General features: G+C 49.3%; 29 protein-coding genes. 3 read left to right on the forward strand and 26 right to left on the reverse strand.

Annotation, left to right across the window (positions count from 1 at the left end; translation table 11 throughout):
• The first annotated feature begins 22 nt into the window (after positions 1-22).
• Complete coding sequence (locus TCARDRAFT_RS15845) at positions 23-931, forward strand: hypothetical protein (RefSeq protein ID WP_007290185.1); 909 nt, start codon at positions 23-25, stop codon at positions 929-931.
• A gap of 210 nt (positions 932-1141) precedes the next feature.
• Here the strand turns inward: TCARDRAFT_RS15845 and TCARDRAFT_RS11605 are convergent, their stop codons facing one another.
• The 3 genes from TCARDRAFT_RS11605 to TCARDRAFT_RS11615 are packed head-to-tail and all read right to left on the reverse strand — an operon-like array spanning position 1142 to position 2100.
• Positions 1142-1501 (reverse strand): flagellar protein FlaG, encoded by a 360-nt coding sequence (locus TCARDRAFT_RS11605; RefSeq protein ID WP_007290186.1) that lies wholly within the window; start codon positions 1499-1501, stop codon positions 1142-1144.
• A gap of 24 nt (positions 1502-1525) precedes the next feature.
• Positions 1526-1780: a nucleotidyl transferase AbiEii/AbiGii toxin family protein gene (locus TCARDRAFT_RS11610; RefSeq protein ID WP_071934028.1), complete on the reverse strand. Its 255-nt coding sequence runs from the start codon at positions 1778-1780 to the stop codon at positions 1526-1528.
• Positions 1738-2100, reverse strand: a complete 363-nt coding sequence (locus TCARDRAFT_RS11615) for a DUF6922 domain-containing protein (protein WP_198003934.1) — start codon at positions 2098-2100, stop codon at positions 1738-1740. The genes TCARDRAFT_RS11610 and TCARDRAFT_RS11615 overlap by 43 nt, the downstream gene beginning before the upstream one ends.
• 195 nt (positions 2101-2295) lie before the next feature.
• Here TCARDRAFT_RS11615 and TCARDRAFT_RS11620 point away from each other — a divergent pair, with 195 nt between their 5' ends.
• Positions 2296-3513, forward strand: a complete 1218-nt coding sequence (locus tag TCARDRAFT_RS11620) for an ATP-binding protein (protein ID WP_007290188.1) — start codon at positions 2296-2298, stop codon at positions 3511-3513.
• Between the two features lie 180 nt (positions 3514-3693).
• On the opposite strand, the gene TCARDRAFT_RS11625 is transcribed toward TCARDRAFT_RS11620, so the two are convergent.
• The 9 genes from TCARDRAFT_RS11625 to TCARDRAFT_RS15575 form a co-directional block, all read right to left on the reverse strand.
• Positions 3694-4068, reverse strand: coding sequence for a type II toxin-antitoxin system HicB family antitoxin (locus TCARDRAFT_RS11625; protein ID WP_007290189.1), 375 nt, complete (start codon positions 4066-4068; stop codon positions 3694-3696).
• Positions 4068-4319 carry a type II toxin-antitoxin system HicA family toxin gene (locus tag TCARDRAFT_RS11630; RefSeq protein ID WP_007290215.1) on the reverse strand — a complete coding sequence of 84 codons (252 nt, stop codon included), beginning with the start codon at positions 4317-4319 and terminating at the stop codon, positions 4068-4070. Before TCARDRAFT_RS11630 ends, TCARDRAFT_RS11625 begins: the two co-directional genes overlap by 1 nt.
• Positions 4320-4614: 295 nt before the next feature.
• A complete protein-coding gene (locus TCARDRAFT_RS11635; protein ID WP_007290190.1) occupies positions 4615-4974 on the reverse strand; it encodes a flagellar protein FlaG in 360 nt (119 codons plus the stop codon).
• A 126-nt stretch (positions 4975-5100) separates the two neighbouring features.
• Complete coding sequence (locus TCARDRAFT_RS11640) at positions 5101-5289, reverse strand: YjfB family protein (protein WP_040683380.1); 189 nt, start codon at positions 5287-5289, stop codon at positions 5101-5103.
• Between the two features lie 101 nt (positions 5290-5390).
• Positions 5391-5768: a hypothetical protein gene (locus TCARDRAFT_RS11645; RefSeq protein ID WP_007290191.1), complete on the reverse strand. Its 378-nt coding sequence runs from the start codon at positions 5766-5768 to the stop codon at positions 5391-5393.
• Positions 5769-5781: 13 nt separating this feature from the next.
• On the reverse strand, positions 5782-7017 hold the full coding sequence (gene fliB, locus TCARDRAFT_RS11650; protein ID WP_007290192.1) for a flagellin lysine-N-methylase: 1236 nt from the start codon (positions 7015-7017) through the stop codon (positions 5782-5784).
• Positions 7018-7334: 317 nt separating this feature from the next.
• Positions 7335-7574 carry a hypothetical protein gene (locus TCARDRAFT_RS11655; RefSeq protein ID WP_040683381.1) on the reverse strand — a complete coding sequence of 80 codons (240 nt, stop codon included), beginning with the start codon at positions 7572-7574 and terminating at the stop codon, positions 7335-7337.
• A gap of 103 nt (positions 7575-7677) precedes the next feature.
• Entirely contained in the window at positions 7678-8925 is a 1248-nt protein-coding gene (locus tag TCARDRAFT_RS16220; protein ID WP_007290193.1) for a flagellin N-terminal helical domain-containing protein, read from the reverse strand.
• A gap of 338 nt (positions 8926-9263) precedes the next feature.
• Positions 9264-9407, reverse strand: coding sequence for a hypothetical protein (locus TCARDRAFT_RS15575; protein ID WP_156784694.1), 144 nt, complete (start codon positions 9405-9407; stop codon positions 9264-9266).
• Between the two features lie 96 nt (positions 9408-9503).
• Between TCARDRAFT_RS15575 and TCARDRAFT_RS11665 the strand changes: the two genes are divergently transcribed.
• On the forward strand, positions 9504-10805 hold the full coding sequence (locus TCARDRAFT_RS11665) for an IS110 family RNA-guided transposase (protein ID WP_007290194.1): 1302 nt from the start codon (positions 9504-9506) through the stop codon (positions 10803-10805).
• Positions 10806-11109: 304 nt separating this feature from the next.
• Here TCARDRAFT_RS11665 and TCARDRAFT_RS11670 read toward each other — a convergent pair whose 3' ends face one another.
• The 14 genes from TCARDRAFT_RS11670 to flgK all read right to left on the reverse strand — a co-directional run bounded on the left by TCARDRAFT_RS11670 (position 11110) and on the right by flgK (position 21404).
• Positions 11110-11727, reverse strand: coding sequence for a Uma2 family endonuclease (locus TCARDRAFT_RS11670; RefSeq protein ID WP_007290195.1), 618 nt, complete (start codon positions 11725-11727; stop codon positions 11110-11112).
• Complete coding sequence (locus TCARDRAFT_RS11675) at positions 11708-12355, reverse strand: DUF4276 family protein (RefSeq protein ID WP_007290196.1); 648 nt, start codon at positions 12353-12355, stop codon at positions 11708-11710. The genes TCARDRAFT_RS11670 and TCARDRAFT_RS11675 overlap by 20 nt, the downstream gene beginning before the upstream one ends.
• Before the next feature lie 7 nt (positions 12356-12362).
• Positions 12363-13541, reverse strand: a complete 1179-nt coding sequence (locus TCARDRAFT_RS11680; protein WP_198003936.1) for an AAA family ATPase — start codon at positions 13539-13541, stop codon at positions 12363-12365.
• A gap of 123 nt (positions 13542-13664) precedes the next feature.
• Positions 13665-14255, reverse strand: coding sequence for a Uma2 family endonuclease (locus tag TCARDRAFT_RS11685; protein WP_007290198.1), 591 nt, complete (start codon positions 14253-14255; stop codon positions 13665-13667).
• Positions 14256-14332: 77 nt separating this feature from the next.
• Positions 14333-14701, reverse strand: a complete 369-nt coding sequence (locus TCARDRAFT_RS11690) for a hypothetical protein (protein ID WP_007290199.1) — start codon at positions 14699-14701, stop codon at positions 14333-14335.
• 616 nt (positions 14702-15317) lie between these two features.
• Positions 15318-15656 (reverse strand): type II toxin-antitoxin system RelE family toxin, encoded by a 339-nt coding sequence (locus TCARDRAFT_RS11700; RefSeq protein WP_198003937.1) that lies wholly within the window; start codon positions 15654-15656, stop codon positions 15318-15320.
• 23 nt (positions 15657-15679) lie between these two features.
• A complete protein-coding gene (locus TCARDRAFT_RS11705) occupies positions 15680-15982 on the reverse strand; it encodes a type II toxin-antitoxin system Phd/YefM family antitoxin (protein WP_007290200.1) in 303 nt (100 codons plus the stop codon).
• A gap of 190 nt (positions 15983-16172) precedes the next feature.
• Positions 16173-16385, reverse strand: coding sequence for a carbon storage regulator CsrA (gene csrA, locus TCARDRAFT_RS11710; protein WP_007290201.1), 213 nt, complete (start codon positions 16383-16385; stop codon positions 16173-16175).
• Positions 16386-16387: 2 nt separating this feature from the next.
• Positions 16388-16837, reverse strand: a complete 450-nt coding sequence (gene fliW / locus TCARDRAFT_RS11715) for a flagellar assembly protein FliW (RefSeq protein ID WP_007290202.1) — start codon at positions 16835-16837, stop codon at positions 16388-16390.
• A 151-nt stretch (positions 16838-16988) separates the two neighbouring features.
• Positions 16989-17423: a type VII toxin-antitoxin system HepT family RNase toxin gene (gene hepT, locus TCARDRAFT_RS11720; protein WP_007290203.1), complete on the reverse strand. Its 435-nt coding sequence runs from the start codon at positions 17421-17423 to the stop codon at positions 16989-16991.
• A gap of 15 nt (positions 17424-17438) precedes the next feature.
• The gene (mntA, locus tag TCARDRAFT_RS11725; RefSeq protein ID WP_007290204.1) at positions 17439-17861 is read right to left on the reverse strand and encodes a type VII toxin-antitoxin system MntA family adenylyltransferase antitoxin; all 423 of its coding nucleotides are present in this window, start codon (positions 17859-17861) and stop codon (positions 17439-17441) included.
• 297 nt (positions 17862-18158) lie between these two features.
• Positions 18159-18719 (reverse strand): DUF6470 family protein, encoded by a 561-nt coding sequence (locus tag TCARDRAFT_RS11730; RefSeq protein WP_007290205.1) that lies wholly within the window; start codon positions 18717-18719, stop codon positions 18159-18161.
• A 215-nt stretch (positions 18720-18934) separates the two neighbouring features.
• On the reverse strand, positions 18935-19906 hold the full coding sequence (flgL, locus tag TCARDRAFT_RS11735; RefSeq protein WP_007290206.1) for a flagellar hook-associated protein FlgL: 972 nt from the start codon (positions 19904-19906) through the stop codon (positions 18935-18937).
• A 13-nt stretch (positions 19907-19919) separates the two neighbouring features.
• Entirely contained in the window at positions 19920-21404 is a 1485-nt protein-coding gene (gene flgK, locus TCARDRAFT_RS11740; RefSeq protein WP_007290207.1) for a flagellar hook-associated protein FlgK, read from the reverse strand.

The raw sequence follows: 21404 nt of genomic DNA on the forward strand, positions 1-21404 counted from the left end.
GGCCACAAAACGGGAGGTTAGTATGGAAGCGTTATTAAAACAGCTGCTTGAAGGGCAAAGGCAACTCGTCGACCGTTTTAACCAGTCGGAAGCAAACATGGCAACCATGCAGCAAAACATGGTGACTTTGCAGCAAAATATGGTAACCATGCAGCAGAACATGGTGATCTTACAGCAAAACATGGCAAATATGCAGCAAACAATAGCGACAATACAAGAAACAATAACTTTAATGCAAGCCAACATGGCCACTAAAGACGACCTGGCCCGCATGGCCACTAAAGACGATATCGCCAACATGGCCACAAAGGACGATATCGCTAACATGGCTACCAAAGATGATATCGCCAACATGGCCACCAAAGACGATATCGCCAACATGGCCACCAAAGACGACATCGCTAACATGGCCACAAAGGACGATATCGCCAACATGGCTACCAAAGACGACCTGGCCCGCATGGCCACTAAAGACGATATCGCTAACATGGCCACAAAGGACGATATCGCCAACATGGCTACCAAAGACGATATCGCCAACATGGCTACCAAAGATGACCTGGCCCGCATGGCCACCAAAGATGATATCGCTAACATGGCCACTAAAGACGACATCGCGAAGCTTGATGTCAAAATCGAAAACCTTAATACCAAGGTAGAAAACCTAGATGTCAGGGTCAATAACCTTGATGCACGGGTCGAAAAACTTGATACAAAAATCGATGCCGTCAAGGACGAACTCAAGGCAGATATCGCCCAATTAGACGCCAAAGTCGAACATTATGCCAATATCCAGCAACAAGACGTCTACCACTTGCTACGGCTGATGAACAACAAACTTGACGATTTGTACGAAAATATAAAATCGGTCGCCGAAATTACCGGCGACCACGAAATGCGTATCCGTACCCTTTCCCGCCGGCCAGTATAACGCAAAGCTGCCAGCCCCAACAAGGATAAAGTTTCACCCCTTATCGTAAGCCCATTAATTACACGCCAAATAAGCCCATTGCGTCAGTATCGTGACGCCATGGGCTACATTATTATTATAAATGCACAATTTGCAGATCGGTAGCCGTTTTCATAACCTTTACTGTGCAAAATCCAGCCACATGCCTAATTTTAGCTGCCAATACCCGACTTATAAAACAACGTCGACCAGCCAACCGACGTGTTGCTGCCGGGCGCGCTCGGCCATTGCCACCACCGCGTCGGGCGGCAGCTGGGCAATGCGTTTGCCGCTGTCGCCGTCGGTAAGCGTAACCTGAGTCAGGCCCTGATTGTCAATGTTGGTCGTCACCTGCACGTTTTTCTTGTCAAACAGCTTGGCCATATACTGTAAGGCGGCCTGAAACGATTGTTGGCCAACGCTTTTCCGCCCCGCCGCGTTTAATTTGCTGTCAATCGCCTGCATTACCGGCGATGTTTCCTTGGCCCGCACCGAAAAATCCAGTTGCTGATAAAACGGTCTGCTCGAAACAGGACCAATGCTTGCCGCCATACACACCCTCCTGCCGCGAATATATTAGTCAAACCAGCCGTGAAACGTCCCTTGCGCCGTTTCTGCCACTTCGACAATGCCAAAGGCGCGCAGCCGCTCGCTCAGCTGCCCCGGATCAAAGTCAGACGGACAAAACCAATCGAAGTCTTCTGACATCCGGTGCCCCAAGAGCAACGCGAGCGCCGTACCGCCCGCGAGATAACTGCCTGGCAGCGGCAAGCTCACGGCTATTCGCTCTAATAAATCCCGTCGAGCTGCGTCGAGTACCTGCCAATACATGCCATCTCCTCCTCCGCCAGACCGAAAAACGCCTGCCAGCAGCGTGCCGTCTTTTTCGTCAGCCGACGGCTGGTTCGCACCACCTGACAAATTTCTGTCGCCGTAAACGTACGCCAAAGCCACAGCAGATCATCCATATCGCCCATATTGAGCACCCGTTCAATAATGAAATCCCGGTGCAAACAGCAGTCGACACTGGCAAAGTCAACGTCCCAAAACAGCCGTTTCAACCTTTCCGGCAGCCTTGCCCCGTCCACCGCCATATCTCTTCCAGCCCGCATAACTAGCACCTTTCCTTCCATCTCATACCAATACTTCATACCTCATACTTCATACCTCATACCTATATTATACCATAATCTAGCTGTATTAACCGGCAAAGCCACACCAAGCGTTTCAGGCAGTTACCCCGTATTGCCGCAGTCCTCCCGTTATCTCGTCCTCCGTTGTCTTGACTTTTTACTTTTTTCGACTAAAATAAAATTAGATTTTAAAAAAGTCGGAGATGGTAAGTGATGTATATAACCCGGGCTATGGAAGAAACGGTACTTGCCATACAAAACAGCTTCCCCATCCTATTGATCACAGGCCCAAGGCAAGTCGGCAAAACCACCATGTTGAAAAAATTAAGTGATAGCAATAGAAAATATGTAACCCTCGACGACCCGCTAATCAGGGAACTGGCGATAACGGATCCTGCTTTATTTTTGCAAAGGTTTGAGCCGCCGGTAATTATTGACGAAATTCAATATGCCCCTGAGCTTCTAACGTATATAAAAATGCACGTTGACCAAAACGGCAGAAATGGTGATTTTTGGCTCACAGGATCGCAAATATTCCATTTAATGAAAAACGTAAGCGAATCCCTTGCCGGACGTGTTGGAATTTTAAATATGCTTGGGCTTTCCAACAGCGAAATAACCAACCGACCGTCTTCGCCCTTTAAAACCCAACCAAATGAACTAATAAAAAAAGCAAAATTGGCCAAACCCCAAAAGCTTGGCCAAATTTTCGAAAGGATTTTCAAAGGAGGCATGCCGGCCCTTTACGCCAACAAAACCGCCGGCGTCGAAATATTTTTTTCTTCATATGTACAGACCTATCTGCAGCGGGATATAAGAGACTTGACGCAAGTAGGAGATGATCAGGCTTTTTTTAGGTTTTTGTCTTGCGTTGCCGCCAGAACAAGTCAAATCGTAAATTATGCCGACATGGCAAAAGATGTCGGCATCAGTCCGCCCACGGCCAAACACTGGCTATCCATTCTCGTAACCTCGGGCGTAGTTTTTTTATTGGAGCCATATTTCAATAACGCCCTTAAACGACTAATCAAGTCGCCAAAAATGTATTTTCTGGATACTGGGCTATGTGCCTATTTGACCAGGTGGACTTCGCCCGAGGCCCTAGAAGCCGGGGCAATGTCCGGTGCGTTTTTTGAAACCTGGGTTGTCGGCGAAATCGTAAAAAGTTATTTAAATGCCGGAAGAAGACCGCCGTTATACTACTATCGGGATAAAGATCAACGGGAAATTGATCTTATAATCAACGAAAACGATACTCTCTACCCCATAGAAATAAAAAAGAGCGCCGGGCCGAGCAAAAACGCGGTTAAAAACTTTGAAATCCTGCACAAGTATGGGCTCAAAGTCGGCCCCGGCAGCGTCATATGCCTGGCAAACGATCTGCTGCCCATTGATGAAAATAACTGGTATGTGCCGGCTTGGCTAATATGAAACTGTGTACTTTTTGACAATTTAGGACCGTCTCCATTTCAAACAATTAAGCCCATGACAGCGTTTAATCGGCAGCCATGGGCTATTTCCATGGAAATATTTAACATTGTCACCGGAACCGTCCCTCTGGCAACTCGTCCCTCTGGCAACTCTGACAACAAGAACCAGCCTTCGCTGGTCTTATTTTTTAACCGCATTAGGCCGTCCGATACCGGCTGCCAACAAGTACATCGCAAGCTGATTCAAACTTACGTTTTCTTCCTTCGCCTTTCGTACCAACTCTCGGTGCAAAGACTTCGGCACTCTGACAACAAACTTACCGCTATAATCTTCATCGTGACCGACCGGCTCCGGTATGTCTATGCCTTCTTCAATGGCTGTTTCAAGCCAAACCCGTTTGGCGTCCTCAATCATTGCGATGACCTCAGTCAATGTCTCCCCTTGGGTAATACACCCTGGCAAATCAGGTACTGTACCAACATAGCCACCTTCCTCTGCCGGAATTACTTCAAAACGATAAGGAAGCGCCAAGTAATATTCAAGTTTCTTTTTCATTATTTGTCATCCTCCTCGTAAAAATCACCTAATAGGACAATCGCTTGTTCGACGTAAACCCGCTTTATATACGGTCGATCATAAGGTATAGTAATGATCTTGCCGTCTTTAGTATATGTATAGTGACTGGAGCCGCCCCTGGGCTGGCGCTCTTTATAGCCTGCCCGTCTTAGCAGTTTTTGCAGTTCTTCGAATCTAACTGTTTTCGGATTATTCTTAACCCGCTCATATAGCTTCTGCAAACCACCCATTCTGTATCACCTCTTTATTATAATTATAGTATTAAATATAGTACTAATCGTCAATGAAACTCTTTAATTTTGACAAAAGTACTAGCATCAACTAAGAAATCAAGCCCATGACTGCGCTAATCTGCAGCCATGAGCTTTTAATTTTTATGGAAATATTTAACATTGTCACGAGAACCGTCCCTCTGGCATTAGTTATTAGCATTAGTTCCACCAAAAAATTAAGCCCCTGACCGCATTAAAAACGCAGTCAAGGGCTATTATTTTTTGCATCTCATTCAAGTCCCACAGCCACTTCTTATAGCACTACGTCCACCAGCCAACCGACATGCTGCTGCCGGGCGCGATTGGCCATTGCCACCACCGCGTCAGGCGGAAGCTGGGCAATACGCTTTCCGCTGTCGCCATCGGTCAGCGTCACCTGCGTCAACCCCTGATTGTCAATGCTGGTAGCCACCTGCACGTTTTTCTTGTCAAAAAGACGTGCCAAATACTGCAGCGATGCCTGAAACGACTGCTGGCCGACACTTTTTCTTCCTGCCGCATTCAATTTGCTGTCAATTGCCTGCATTGTCGGCGAAGTATCCTTAGCACGCACGGAAAAATCCAGCTGGGTATAAAACGGTTTGCTCGAAACAGGCCCAATGCTTGCCGCCATACGCAACCTCCTACAGGTAAAGTGCGCTATTTTTTCCTATTTTAAACTGAAATACCCTTTAACGCCAAGCATTTTTGTGGCAAATGATAATATCAAGACTTCAGATTTTAAAAAAGTCGAAACCCACTAAACCTTAATATCAACATTACCTCCCAAATGCGGCTGCACCGCCTGCTGCATCAGTTTCAACATGTCCGCCGTCAGTGCCTTACTCTGGCTGGCAGCAGTATCCATCGCCAGTTTCATCACCTGCAGGCCGGCTTGGTCTGCTATTTTGCTATTATTCAGCACCACCGATACCGCGGCAATATCCATAACAACCCATCTCCCTTAATAATCCAGACTTATTCCTTCCCTCATGTTTAACAACGTAGCAACGCAATGCCCCACCCCCGTCTCACTTCATACTTCATACCTCATACTTCATACATACTCCCACCAACCAACGCCGCCTTCCAGGCCTGATAAGCTGGCACTAGCCGGTCATTGAGCGCTGCCTGAATAGCTGGCGCCTGGCCGCTCGTGGCGATTTTGTCAAATTCATCATACGCCGCCGCGAAGGCGCGGGTCGCCTCGACTATGCGCTGGCGGTCGCTATCGGCCGTGACATAATACTCCCAGTTATCCGCCAGCGTCGCTACTGCCAGCAAAAAGTCACGAAACAACGGCCAAAAATCTTCCAGGCGCAACTCAGTCAGCTGCTTGTCCATGTGCACCAGCGCCTCGTCGACAGTGGCGATGAGTTCGAGCGCTTTTTGTGTGACTTCGCCGCGCTTTATGTCGGCATCGTGCATAAAACTCACTCCTTTAATCGCGGACAAGGATGACCATATGGGCAAGGGTGTCGAATTTATTGTCCTTTAGTAACCGAATAACATTTTTTAGGTATGCATTGTTATGTTCCACCACTTTGGCAAACGACTGGATTAGTTTAAGCGCATGTTCAGCGCCGAGTTTGTCTTTGTGATGCGCGGCCATACCGGTCAGCAGCACTTTCAGCATGGCGTAGTGAACGGCCATTAGTACATAATTGTCAAAGACGTGTTTTTCCCCACTGAAGGGGAACAGGGTCTTAAATACATAGTTTACCAGGTAATGCTCAAGCATATGGCCGTGCTTGGCGATAAACGGCAGGTACCAGTCGCGGCCAGCCTCGGCGTAGCGCGCGCCGATCTCGTCTTTGGCCGCGTCGGCCGTGTAATTTAGCCCTAACAAAAACTCGGCAAAGCACTCGAGGAACCGCCGGTTGGTGATCCCGGCAAAAATCCGCTCGTCCGCCAGCTCTTTGACTAAAAGCATCTGGATAACCGGTTGCCCGGGAACATTGGCCAGTTCTTCCGCCAGCACTCCGCTGTCCAGGCGATTGAGGTAGGTGCCGATCAGAACGGGAATTTCCTTGCTTTGACCCGTCCGCGCCAGCTCGTCGAGTTTTTGGCAGAACAGGCCGAGCACGGCCAAGCGAACCCATAAGGGAAAGCGCCGGTCTTGAAGCAGGGAAATGATAAAAACGCGCAGTTCCCAGAAATACCGCTCGGGCTTAAACGCCGCGCGGACGGCGCTGGCGTCAATCTTTTTATTTATTACCAGCCGCTCTGCCGGGACATCGGCGGCGATTTCGTCAAATTCCATTGGTTTTTCGTCCATAAGTGCCAGCCGCGCCGCTTCCGGGCATGACATGGTGAGCGAGCGTTCCAGAGCGTCGTTGACCTGATTGATGGTGCGAGGATAGTTGGCGCAGGTGTTGGATAGATATTGTTCGCCTAGCTTTTGCTGGATGAGGCACAGCTTCTCCTCGGACAGGAACGGGCAGCTGCCGTCGGCCCTAAGCCTCACCTTGGCATAGCTGTCGGCACCTTTATTATCGCGCGTGCGCGTCACCTGCTCGTCCATCAGCGCGCGCAACTGATCGTCCGGACAGGCGCGGTATTTATGATAAGTGTCTTTGTCTATCGTCACCCGCCAACCGATGCAGCACGAGTCTGCGCAGGCGCCGCCGATGCACGCGAATTTGCCGACATACTGGGGCTGAAGCAGTTTTTTCATTGATAGTACCACCTTTTGCTGATAAGCTACTTGTTTGCGGGAAAAATGGTTTATATAAGTATTATCGTATAAACAGTGCCAAAAATTAAGACCCTGCTGTAAATTAGCAGGGTGAAGTTAGGCTTTTGGCAATTCCTTGCCTGGAAATAAGCCGAGTTTTAAAGCAAGCCAAACCCGCCTGTTCCCCTGATGCCCACTTACGCATAGATTTGACGGCTCTATGGTAATTTTTTTAAGTCATGAACCATATTCCGACTTCCATTGACCTCTTAAATTGAGGAAGATTTTACACATAATATAGGACTTAGTTTATTCCTTTATTGTCCATGTTTTCTAATATGGAATTCAGATATAAACTTCTTAAGTCGAGATATCATTGCCATTCTAATTTGAGCATCTTGTAGCTGTTCCTTTATATAGTTCAGATTCAAAAGAACCATTCCATCGTAAACAACATCTAACACATCATTCCAAACAACTTTATTTTCTTTTTCAATTGTTATTTTAACCTTATAATGATTATCCGTTGAGTTAATTATAGTAAATTTAAATTCCATAACTATAACACTTCCCATATATTAATTGTTAAGATAAATGTTAGAGCCAGGAGCAAACGCCCCTGGCTTGTTGAAACTCGTATTAACTTCCTGTTTACTCCATTTACCGCAGCAGCTGCAGCACGCCTTGAGGCTGTTGGTTGGCTTGGGCGAGCATGGCTTGCGCTGCTTGAGCGAGGATGCTGTTCTTCTGGAAGTTCATCATTTCCTTCGCCATGTCTACGTCGCGGATGCGGGACTCGGCGGCGGTGAGGTTTTCGCTGGAGGTGCTGAGGTTGTTAATTGTGTGCTCGAGTCGATTCTGATAGGCTCCCATTTTTGCCCGCTCGTCTGACACTATTTCTAGGGCTTTTTCAATAGTAGTAATGGCTTTGTTAGCCGCATCCCTACTGGTTATATCAACTCCATGAATAACTACAGTGTCTCCATCTGCAAGAGCGTTACTACCCAAATCTAATACATTGGTACCACCCACTGTAAATTTTGTACCATCCGATGACACAGCAACAACGTTTCCACCAGCGTCTTTTAAAACTTTATTAGTAGCATCATACGTATATGTCCCAGCTTCTAAACCACTATTTGCTGTTGCAACAGTTGCCTCTGCATCTGCATTAGTACCACTAACTATTACTTTACCTGATGTAACTGTATTAGTAAAAGTAATCGTTTTTGTAGTATCCAAAACATTTTTATATGTCTTTGCATCTGTACTGGTTGCTACTATGTTACCAGTTACGTCTAATAATTGATACGTACCATCATTGGCCTTTGCAACCGTGTAGGTACCATCAGCAAAGTCTCCTGCTGCAAGAGTACCAGTTTCTTTAATTGTTACATCTCCAGTAACTCCTAAATTATATGACCGCATGTCATTAATACTCAATGTTAGCGTTTGATTTTCATTAGCACCAATATGGAACGTACCATTAAATTTGCCATCTAGCAACTTTTGTGTATTGAATTGTGTGGTGTTACCAATTCGTCCAATTTCCTGAGCTAACTGATCCACTTCTTTTTGAAGTTCAGAGCGATCAGAAGCTGTATTAGTATCACTTGCTGCCTGAACAGCTAATTCCCTCATACGCTGCAAAATTGAATGAGTCTCATTCAGAGCACCCTCAGCGGTTTGAATTAGTGAAATACCGTCTTGAGCATTTCTTGCCGCCTGATCCAAGCCCCGAATCTGACCTCTCATTTTTTCACTGATGGCCAGACCTGCCGCATCGTCACCGGCGCGGTTGATGCGCAGACCGGAAGACAATTTCTCCAAAGACTTGCTGGTGTTAGCGTTGTTGATGCTCAACTGGCGATAGGTGTTGAGCGCTGACATGTTGTGGTTGATAATCATACCGTATTTCTCCTCCTTGATTTTTTATTCGCGGGCGTCCGTGCCCGCATATATTTAGCGCTGCCCCTTTGTCCGGCCGTCGGCCGCCCAGCCGGCGCTTGGGGGAATTGTGCGCTTCCATTTTATATATCGTAACTAGGCGGAGTGGGTTTAATGAGCATTTTGGACGATAGAGCGGGATTATATAGTTTTTTTGCTGGTTTTCTTTGTTTTGCGGTTGTTTTGGGCTGGGTTTTGTTAAAGTATGAGGTATGAAGTATGAGGTATGAGGTAGAGAGAAAGTGGAAATCGGAAAGGGGTAAGTGGTAGAACGCTTTTTGTTAAAACCGCAAAGATAATCATGCCAATAAATTGGCACCACAAAGCATGAAAACGGATAGTCTGCGGCGAATATTTAGCTTGCGGCTGGGCGACAAAAGGACGTTGCGCACTAGCGCTTCGAGCCTGACGCAAAGATTGTCCTCAATCATTTGGTGCATCACTAACTGTCACCTCCTGTTGGAGAGTACGCAGGGTAGAATACATCCCTAGAGATGATTGCACCAGTCGCAAAATAAGGCCGCAGAAGGAGAATTAGAATGAGTAATAATGTCCAGGTCGTTTATGAACGGTGTTGCGGGTTAGACATTCACAAACGCAAAATCGAAGCCTGTGCCCTGATAGGTGAAAAAATGCGACGCAACAGTTTCGGCACTACGTCAGAACAGCTGCATAAACTTGCCGATTGGCTTAAAAAACATGAAGTGGAAATTGTAGCAATGGAAAGCACCGGTGTCTACTGGAAACCGGTTATCAATGTTCTGGAAGCCGAAGGAATAAAAGCGATAATAGTCAATGCCCAACACATTAAAAATGTACCTGGACGAAAAACCGATGTTAAGGATGCCGAGTGGATAGCTTCGCTTCTTCGCCATGGACTACTAAAACCAAGCTTCATTCCCGAGCGTAGGCAACGGGAAATGCGCGAAATCACGAGGTTACGCACAGCAAAAATTCAGGAACGTGCCCGTGAAATTCAGAGGCTGCAAAAATTCTTGGAAGGCTGCAACATAAAATTATCATCAGTGGTAAGCGATATAAACGGCGTAACGGCTAAAGAAATCATCAAAGCAATTGCTGCCGGTGTAAACGACCCGAAAAAACTGGCTGAATTATCCCGTGGCCGGTTGAGTGCTTCCCAGGAAGAACTTGAAACTGCCCTAGACGGAATAGTAAGCCCTGATATTCGCACTCTAATCCAGATCCAACTTGAAGCTATTGAAGCCTTAGATAAACAAATAGCATCACTAGACTTAATGATGGAGCGAATAGAACAAGAAGACGAAAATTTTAAGGAAGCCCTGGAGCTAATAGATACAATCCCTGGAATAGGGAAACGGATTGCCCAAGTAATATTGGCAGAAATAGGACTTGACATGAGCCGGTTTCCAAGCGACAAACATATAGCAGCATGGTCCGGACTAGCTCCAGGGAATAACGAAAGTGCCGGAAAGCGAAGATCTGGGAAAGCTAAACCGGGCAATCCGCAACTTAGGTCGCAACTAGTTCAGGCAGCACATACTATAGCGCGAATGAAAAACTGTTATTTATCGTCCTTATACCACCGAATAGCAGCCAGAAGGGGTAAGAAACGAGCCGCGGTCGCGGTAGCACATGCGATTATTGTAATCATATACCACATGCTGATTCGCAAGGAACCATATAAGGACCTTGGGGAAAACTATTTGTCGGAACAAATGCGCCGCAGCAAAATTAAAAATTTAGTAAACCTCGTCAAAAACATAAAGAAGTTGGACGATGATGTTCAATTCATTATTAGCGACCAAAGTATTCGGATAGTAATTGGCGAAGAAGTTAAAGAGTTCTCAATGACAGGTTGATACAATAGAAAATCAGTTTTCTTTTGTACACCAGGCCTGTCAAAAAATAGATTTGTACAGGCTTAGTTTACTATTGCCTAAAATTGGGGTATGACTAAGAAGTTGTTGCACCCCGTTTTCAGGGTAGACCCCCATGTCGTTAGCACGACACCAACAAAGAATGAAAACAGGTGTAGAGTTTTCGGAGTAGTGCGCGAAGTTACGCAAAGGAAAGATAAGCTAATTTCAGGCGCGACAACGTCGCGCCCGTATCCCTTTGCGTCCTTGGCGTCCTTAGCGGTTCAACTTCCCTCTTCCCAGGGAACTATTCCTCACCCTCGCCGTCGGCGTCCGGCTCAAGATCGGCGAAGACGGCGGCGAGGTCGATGATGCAATCGGGGAAGATGCCAACCGGGATCTGGTCGGGTTCGGCGTAAACGTCGGGCCGGCCGTAGCGGCCGCCCGCCAGCGTAAAGACCGTGACCAGTTTGGGCTGCGGCTCGACGATCCAGTACTCCCGGACGCCAGAGCGCTCGTACAGCAGGAATTTGTCCCGCTTGTCTTTGCTGGCCGTAGCGGGTGACACCACTTCAACGATGAGGTCCGGCGCGCCACGTAAACCACGCGGGTCGAGTTTTTTCCGGTCGCACACCACGACAATGTCCGGCTGGACGACGGTGTCAATGTCCTCGTCTTTCTCGCCGCCCTTCGGCAGGCGGACGTCAAAGGGAGCCACATACACTTGACAGGGCCCGCCGTTTGTTTTTATATAGTTGGCGATTTGGCGGTAGATTTCCCCGGTTACCGCCTGATGTCGCCGTGACGGCGCTGGCGTCATGCTATACGGTACGCCGTTGATCAGCTCCCACCGCTCATCGTCCGGCCAGGCAAGGTAGTCGCCATAGGTATACTTTTGGTCGGGTTTACGGGCTGGAACAGTCATTCATCCACACCTCCAGCTGCGGCCTCTTTATTATTGCTAGCAAACCCTGGCAAAAAATTTTAAAACTATACGAGTTGTTCCGTTCCGGAACCATATGAGCGGATATTTCCCCGGCAACCTTGACTTTGGGAAGACCCCCTTTGTGATAACCGGCTTTTTGCAGGATTCGCTCAAGCTCTTCCCAGGCATGAGAGATCTCATCCGGATTGCGATACTTAGCCTTTAAATGCAGGTCAGGATTTACTTTTGGATAAACGGCGTTTATTGCCGCCATATCACCCAAAAACCATGCTTCCAGCTCAGTTATTGCCAGTCTGGTCAAAACCTGAAAATTTCCATCAGGCGCCTTTGTCTTAGTAACAAAACCTGCCTGTTCAGCAATCTGTTCAAGTCTAATCTTCAGCGCCTTACAATCATCATTATCTTTGTCAACAATGATGATTATCGCAGCGTCAGCAGGCAAAAAGCTATGGAATGCCCGGAGCCGCTGCGGCAGCTTGCGCAAAAGGTCTGGTTTTCCATTGTGTGAATAAATATCATATTGCAGGCAGTCTGGCAAAATTTTTGGTATTAGGTTGCGCAACGCTTCAACCATCGACTGTTCTTCGACAAGAAACGCAAGGTACATGGCAAACTTACCTTCCTGTAAACAGGTTGTCTTTCGTTAAGTAGCCCTCCATCCACAGGTCGCCCAGCAGGGCCCCATTGTCTATCATTGCGGTAACATTTGCTATATCCGCGGCGCGCCTTGCCTGCGTATAACCGTGGTCATCCCGGTATAGCACCCATACTTCTTGGGGCCGGAGTCCATTGACAAAAAAAGGTGAATGAGTGGTAATCATTATCTGTGTACTGACTGAAGCTTCCCGACATTCTTCCGCCAACCCCCGTAAGAGATGCGGATAAAGGTGGTTTTCGGGTTCCTCGATGCCAACTAGCTGGGGAAGATCGGTCCCGTATAATATTGTAAGATAAGCCAGCATTTTTAGCGTGCCATCAGATGCAAATCTGGCTAAGATCGGCCGTTCAAACGGTGCATCTTTTATTTGCAAGAGCAATCGACCATCGGCCATGATTTCCGAATCGACTTTTTCAAGACGCGGCACGCGTTTGACAAGTATATCAAGGATGGTCTGCAAGCGGTCAGGACACTGTTCCTTAAGATATTGGATGACATTGGGCAGGTTGTCCCCGGTTACGGAAAGCCGCTCCTGCGGTCCGGCCTCAGGCTGAGTGCGGGTGTTGTCAGCCGTAAGATATGATAGATACCATCCGGTAATAAACCGACGCAAGTTAGCAACGCGGGGGTGTTTCGCAAACTGTCCAAGAGTATTGACCGCAAGCATGTCTGCTGATTCTAGTTTTTCGTCTGTCCGATGATCAAATTCATCGGGCATGTCGCCGCTTACTACCATTCCTTCCCCATTTTTAAAGTCCAAAAATTTAAAGGGTTTGCCTTTACTTTTTCGCCGCCACTGCAGCCATTCCTCAGCCACAAAGGGGCCTCTTGGGCCTTCATCTATGGCCAGGTGATATGTAATACGAGGCGACTGGCTATTTTCGCGATATTTCAGTTCAATAACAATGGGGCCGCTCGCTCCGCGGGTGCGCAGCTCTTTGAACCGGCCGCGCCTGTCCCAGGCTTTTCTAAGCCCTGACGAAAAACATTCGGCTAAAAACGCAAATACATCCAACACTGTTGATTTACCGCTACCATTTGGCCCTAAAAATGCTGTAAGCGGAGTTATTCCATTTAATCTGAGGTCCTTAAGCGCCCGGTAATTTTTTACCGACAGTTCTTCTATTCGCGGCACTCCCTGATCCACCGCAAATCACCGTCCTCACGCGAAGCTCGTTATAACTATTATAACACTATAAACAGAATCTACAGAAGATTTTGCCGCCCTGTTATGTACACCACCAATCGAACTTTCCGCCTATTCTGCGGCAAATACGTCGCCCAACTGGACGGTGAGGCCACCGAGCGCCTCGATCGGCGCTTCGTCATCAGCGGTATACACGTCCGGCTTGCCGTAGCGGCCGTCTGCGCCCAGCCGATAGACAGTGACTACTTTATCGCCGGGCAGTACCAGCCAGTATTCTTTTACCCCATGGCGTTCATACAGGCTGAGCTTCTCCACCATGTCCCGGCGAATAGTATGGGGAGACACTATTTCCACGACCAAATCCGGCGCGCCCCGCAAGCCCTTGTCGTCCAGTTTGGTCGGGTCGCACACCACCACGATGTCCGGCTGGACGACAGTGTCGATATCCTCGTCCGCTTCCTCGCCCTTGGGCAGACGCACGTCGAAGGGAGCGGTGTATACTTTGCAGGGACCGCCGCTTTCCTTGAGAAAGTTGGCAATTTGACGGGACAGTTCGATAATCATCGCCTGGTGTCGCCGCGACGGGGCCGGCGTCATATTATACGGCACGCCGTCGATCAGCTCCCACCGCTCGTCGTCCGGCCACTTACAATAGTCGCCATAAGTATATTTCACGTTAGCTTTGCGGGGCAGACCGGTCATTATCCCACCTCCGGCTGGATTTATTTATATTATAAAATTCTATAAACATCAAATACACAAAATATTAAAGCCAAATATTAAAAGAACTTAACCATTTGAACCAGTTTATCTGTTTTCTGCAAAAACTGAAAGCCATTGGTTTCATAAAAACTTAATAGTTTAGGCTTATCGGCGCACTCAACCAAGACAAACCGGCCACCAACAGCCGAAAATGCTCTCGCAATTATCGCAAAAGCATAATCCAATATTTCTTTACCACCAATTCGGTCGGCAGCCGCATCGTTTTTGGCAAGCTGTCCGATTAAATAGCCGGGGGTCTGCTCTATATTACTATAAAGGCCGTCCAATTTCTTAGCCTTCGATCTGGTAATTCCGGGAGCAATTTTTACTACCTTCAAAGCAACAGAAAAATAAGCGAGGATCTCTAGCGCCCCCGCTTCCAGCATGTCAGCATTTACTATTAAATATGTTCGTGCTTTATACTTTAGTTCGTATAGTAGCGCCCGCTCTCGTAAAAACGTCTGAACATCAAGATCCTTATCACAATAAAAATTTTGCAGAAGAATCTTGGTATTTTCCTCGCCTATTTCGTTAATGAGGCTTTCAAGCGAGATGATGCTTTTTCTAATAGGGCTCTCCCCCTTTGGAGTTCAGCATCTATCGTGTGCGATGTTTCCATTTGGCGGAATTTAGTTCGGGCAAACCCTTTTGCCATAATTGCCAGCGCCCGCCTATCCTTAATAACAAGCGGCCTTTCAAATGAACTTGTTGCCATGGAATTCACCTGCTTTCTATAATTGCTTACTATGTTTAATATTATTATATCTTCTAACACGCCTAACAACAATGTAACATACGGTAATTTTTTGCGACCTTCGCGGTTCTATCCGTTCTCCCCGCCTCCGCGTCCTCCGCGGTTAAAAGCAAAATCCAGCGCCGCCGGGACGGCGGCGGCTTTGTTTTCGGCGGCGATGGCGAGACGCACAGAGCCGCCTTGTCGGCAAACAGCCGGTGGCGGGTGGTGTAGCCGACCTTCTCGAGCACGACCTGGGCGCCTAAAGATTAACGTTTCTTGCTTTTATCCGCATTAAGTTGTTGTTTAACCGCCGTTAGTCGTTTGGCTGCCGTTTTAAAGACAATGCCATCCTCGCGTTTTCCGATACTAAGAACATATACAATACGTAGAACCTGTACAGTATTGTCAGCAATAAAAAAAATTATACGTATACCGGCATCCCGGAGCTTGAATTCTTTGCATCCGGCAAGTTTACTAGCGTATTTGTTACCAAGTGGTTTACCTATTTCATCAGCCCGTTGCTCAAGTTTAGCCAGCGCCCTGTCAACAATAGCAACGACCGAATTATCTAACTGTTCATATTCTCTGGCAGCATCTTTATGCAAGCGAACCTCAAACCTTGGTTGGCTCATAGCTGTGTCCGTTTGATCGTACGCCAAGAAATGCTATTGGCGTCCGGATCACGTTCAATATCAGCCATTCTTTCGCCAAGCAGTCGTGCTTCTTCTTGTGCTTCAAGTTCGGCAAGACGCTTGTACATTTTTTCATATTGATCATAGCTCATAACAACTGTGTCAAGTTTATTTTTATCAACGATAACCATCGGGAAAAGTTTTGCTTTTTGACGCAGCTGGCCAAATCTTTTAGCCGCCTCGGTTGATGAAACAATTTGGTCCAGGCAGAAAGCAGGTTTTTCCGTCACAGATACCATAATACCGCCTCCTTCCGTAATATTTTACGGATCTTTTTACTATATATTTTACTATATATTTTAATAACTTTCGCACAGAAAGCAATGATCAAATTTGATTTCCTCCGCGTGTTCCACTGTTGAAAACATCGTTTCTCCTTGCCCCTCGTCACTATCAGCGTTAAAACCAGCGAATCCGATGGCGAGGTAATTATCGGTTAAACTCAACTTTCAAATCCACCGGGACGGCGGCGGCTTTGTTTTCGGCGGCGATGGCGTCGTAAAGTTCGCCGCGCCACACTTTCACGTCGCGCGGGGCGTCGATGGCGAGGCGCACGCTGTCGCCCTTGACGTCAACGACGGTGACGGTGATGTTATCGCCGATAACGATGCGCTCGCCGCACTTTCTAGTTAGGGCCAGCATGGCTATTTACCCCCTTGGGCGGCCGCCTTGTCGGCAAACAGCCGGTGGCGGGTGGTATAGCCGACCTTCTCGAGGACCACCTGGGCACCCAGCCGGTCGCGGCGGTTGATGACCACCGGCGCGAGCAGATTGGCCGTGGCGTCGTTTAAGGTAGTACGCACGGTGACAATGCTGAGCACCAGCGGCGGGTTGTCAGCCGCCAGCTTGAGCGCCGCGGCCGCATTATCATCGAGCTCAAACTGATAGTCGGGGAAAAACGCGAACGGCTCGACCACCAGAAAAGTCAAATCCGGGTCGGCCGCCGACTGCAGAAAAGCAAACGGACTGTCCGGCTGATGCGGCAGCAGGGCGAAAACCTTTTCGCCGGGAAAGCCGGGCAGCCCCTGGGGAAAGGCAATGATCTGTTCGTCCGGGACGTTTAGTTCGCCGAAGCGGGTACTTTTAATCAGCACGCGCACGCGCTCCTTTCATTGTTTTGGTTAACAGTAGAGAACCATGAAAGCATTGAAGTTTAACCACGGAGGACACAGAGGCGCGATATTCATCGCGCTAAAGTTTAAAAAATATCCCCTCCGCGTCCTCCGCGGTTCCATACCTCATACCTCATACTTTATCAACATACCTAGCCTTAACAGCTGTAATAATATATTCAATGTCCGCTAAATTCTTATGGACAATAGTGTATAAAATCGCCGGGTCGAGCCGGGCATAGTCATGCACCAATACATTGCGGAACTGGGCCATTTTTTGCAGGGTGGGCAGCTTTTCCGGCGTCACTACTCCGTTTTCCGCCAGCACGGCAAAAATGTCTTTGTTGTCGGCCGGTTCCCGCCAGTGCTCGCTACTAATAATATGGCTGCCAATATCGAGCGCGCACTCGACCGCCAGCTGCAGCGTCCGCTCGACCGACCGCCTAAGCCATTTGTCACTTTTCAGTTTATCCAGTGTATTATCCGGATTGTCCCGTATTTCCGTTAAATCACGGTAATATTCCTCAAGCAGCAGTAACTTAGCCGTAATTACGTTTGCATCAACCACAGCTTTATCACTCTCCTAGTACCTGGCCAAGATGGCCTTGGCTCGGGCATCTAACCGCGGTTTAAGGTCAAAATACTCGCGCCGTGATTTTACTTCAAATGCCACGCGGTAGGCGTCGTCCTTGTTGACAACCAGGATGTTGTTTTGGCGCACGGCGTATTTAAGGAGCGGCGGCGCGCTATTTAGATCCACAACGTCAAATTCCAGGTGCGTTAACCGGCTTAAGTCGACGGCAAACGTCAATTTGGCGTCAAACCGTTCCAGCTCCGGCAAGCCGGGCACAAACAGCACGGCGATGTCGACGTCGCTACCCACCCGCGCCCGGCCGCTGGCACGCGAGCCAAACAAATAGACGGTCGTCACTTGCGGCACCGCGGCAAAATACCGGGCGATCGTTTCAACCAGCTCGCCGGTTGTGGCGGTTATATCTTTTTCCATACCCACCCTCCCATCAAATTCGCCGTTTCCTACCAAGACATAAGTGTGACTACAAAACCATGAAAGCATTGAAGTCTAACCACGGAGATATCATGCCAATAAATTGGCACCACAAAAGCATAAAAACCGTTATTAAACCGCAGAGAGCACGGAGAGTGCGATATACATCGCACTTGGGGCTTTATTTTATCTGCGCGTCCTCCGTGGTTCCAATCCTCATACCTCATACCTCATACCCATTATACCACATTGCAAACCCTGGCAAAAACGGCATTCGGGAAACCAGCCCAAATGCCGCTAGACATACACATCATATTTATTTTCCGTGACCCACATCTTAATGCTCGGGTAGCGAGCGATGCGGACGTCAACCTTGCCCGGGGTGTACTCGCCTTCCACCTTGCCGGGCACAAACTCAGCGTTCACCCGGCCGCGCTGTACGTCGATCTCGGCCGGGCGGGCGGTATAGCGGATAATTGGCGGGTCGACCCAAGCCCAGGTGATGTCGGGCGGCGGGGGGTAATTACTCTCGATGGCCATGTTGACGATGGCGTCTTCGCCGCTCTCGATGGCCGCCATCCGGTCACCTTCTTCCGCGATGCGGCCGACCGTTTCCAAGGCGGTACGGCGCCCCTGTTCGGCATTGACGCGCGCAAACTCGCTCGGGCCATAGATCCCCCGCGAGGCGCGGCACGGCGACTGGTCGATATACAGCTCGCCCTTAGGCTGGCGAATTTCGACCCGGGCCGGCTCGGTCGCCAACTCCAAGCTGGCCGGCGTGGTCTTAAGATTAAGCGCGGCCGCATAGCTGGCAAACTCCAGCCGCGCCGTTTGAGTGCGAATATTTAAGTAAAGCAAAGCCTACCACCACCAAGGCATAATATATGCCTCCATTAGCGTTTAACCATAGAGATAATCATGCCAATAAATTGGCATCACAAAGCATGAAAACTATTTTTCAACCACGGAGGACACAGAGGCGCGATATACATCGCGCTAAAGTTAAAAAATATCCCCTCCGCGTCCTCCGCGGTTAACATAATATAACCATAATCGTTATAATAGCACTTTCCCTACTTCAAAAAATCCACCAGCGACGCGGGCATGATGCGGGCGCCGACGGCTAACGCCGAGCGGTAGACGTTCTCGCTGGTCTTAAAGTCAATAATCGCCTTGGGCATATCGAGGTCCTCGTTGGCCGAGATGTCGCCGGTAATAGTTGTGTTATCCTGCTCCAGCATATTCTGGGCCATTTCGTACATCGACATGCGGGTACCGATTTTCGTCTGGGCATTGAGGATACGAGTGTGGATCTCGTCAATCCAGGCCATACCCTGGTTCGACAGCCACTGAACGTCCGGGTTAGGCTTTTCCAGTTCAGCCTTAATCTTTAAGAGCTGGTCGAAAGCCTTGGCGATATAAATCGTCTGGCCATTTTCCTTTACCGACGTAAGGCCGAACACGTCCGCGCCTGTCACATTGACCGAATCCTGCTGCGGATTGATAGCGCCGGGATAAATGCGCATCGAAATCGCGTTAATATCGCCGCTGTACACCACCGCTTCAAACTCGTCGCCAGTCACGCTCGGGTCAGGGTCGACCATCCGCCGCTCAAACGGCGTGGTCTTGTCTTTTTGCCCGGCGAAAATATAGCGGTCGCCGATCTTAGTGTTGGCGACTTGCACGGCATGGTCGATCAGGCCGTTTATTTCCTGGGCAATAGCGGCAAACGCCTCGGTCGGATTGGGCCCCACCGCCTCGATTGTCAGTTCCTTGGCCCGGATGACGATCGAGCTTAAGTCGGACAAAGCGCCGTCGGTCGTCTCCAACCAGGACAAGGCGTCTTTGACATTCTGCGTGAACTGTTCGTTCATGGCCAGATTGGTATTAAACCGCAGGCTGCGGATGGTCTTGATAGGGTCGTCGGACGGCCGGTGGATAGCCTTGCCGTCAGCCAGCTGTTCCTGGATCTCGTTCTGCCGCTCCAAGGCCTTGTTAAGGCTATTGAGAAAATTATAGCTAATAATGTTATTAGTTATCCGCATAGGCTGTCACCTCCTACCGGCCGACTACACCGGTGCCGTTGATCAATTTATCCAACATCTCGTCAATGGCGGTAACTACCCGGGCGGCCGCGTTGTAGCCTTGCTGGTAGCGAATCATATTGGTCATTTCCTCGTCCATGTTGACCCCGGCCACCGACTCGCGCCAGTTGCGGATCTGGCTTACCAGCGTCTTCTGATTTTCCGCCAGCCGCTTCGCGTCCTGGGACTGAACGCCCAGTTTGCCGATGAACGCGTTGTAGTAGCTATCCAGCGTGGCGTTGTCCAGGGTCGGACTTGTTACGGTCTTGAGTAGGTTGCTCAAGGCAACGGCATGGTCGCCGCTGGCCACTCCCATGGCAACGTCCGAGCGGGCGGCGATCAGGGCGGTATCGACGATAGTCGAAGAAGTAAAGGCCTGCAAATACTCGGCCTTGGTCGCAGGGCTCGCGCCGCCGGTGACGAAAAAGTCATTGCCGGTAGCAGTGTCGGCTAGCCCATAGCCGTCCCGGTGCAGACTGTTAAAATCCGTCAGAAAGAACTGGCTCATGGTCGCCAGCTTGTCAAGGTAGCCTTTCACGCCGGTTGCATCGCGCATCGCCAGGAGGCCCTTGATCTCTCCCTTATTGCCTTCAGGGAAAACAACGGCCGTGCCGCCCTGCATAAAGCGGCTGCCGGATGGCACCGTCCCGCCGTAAACGACATTATAGACCTCATAGCCATAGTCGCTATCTTTTTGGGAAACAACGCCGAGCTCATTGCGGGTATTGCCGTCCACCAAGAGCACATTGCCAGTGCGTACGATATAGTTGCCGTACTTGTCCTCGGTCACCGTCACGCCCACCAGCGTCGACAGCTGGTCGACCAAAAGGTCGCGCCGGTCGCGCAGGTCATTGGCATGGTCACGGCCGCCGGTTTCAATCAGGGCGATCTGCTTGTTGAGCGATAAAATTTCCGACGTAATCTGGTTGACCTTGTTGACCTTAATCTCAACAACCGAGTTGATATCGGCCACCATGTCCTTAAGCTGTTGGGCAGCATGGCCAATGGCGTTCACCAGCTCCACCCCGCGCTGCTGCAAGGCGGCGCGGGCGCCATCGTCTGAGGCGTTGGTGGACAGCGTCTGCCAGGCCTGCCAAAAATTATTCAGCACCGTCTGCAGGCCGTATTCCGACGGTTCGCGAAAAACGCCCTCGATTTTGCTTAGAATTTCCGTCGCCGTTTCCCCATAGCCAAGCGACGAGTTTTCTTGCCAGAACTGGCGGTCGATAAAGCTGTCCCTGGCCCGGGTGACGGCCTCGACGGCCGCGCCGGTGCCCAGCTGCATAGGGCCGTACTCGCCGTACAGCGTCTCCGGCCGCGTGGAAACAATCGACGCCAGCTGGCGGGAATAGCCCTCGGTATTGGCGTTGCTGATATTGTGGCCAACCGTATCAAGAGCGATTTGGTTGGCGTAAATGCCGCGGGTTAACGCGTTTAAGCCGCTGAAAGTAGAACGCAT

Origin of the sequence: Thermosinus carboxydivorans Nor1, from assembly GCF_000169155.1 — a bacterium.
In the GTDB taxonomy this organism is placed as follows: domain Bacteria; phylum Bacillota; class Negativicutes; order Sporomusales; family Thermosinaceae; genus Thermosinus; species Thermosinus carboxydivorans.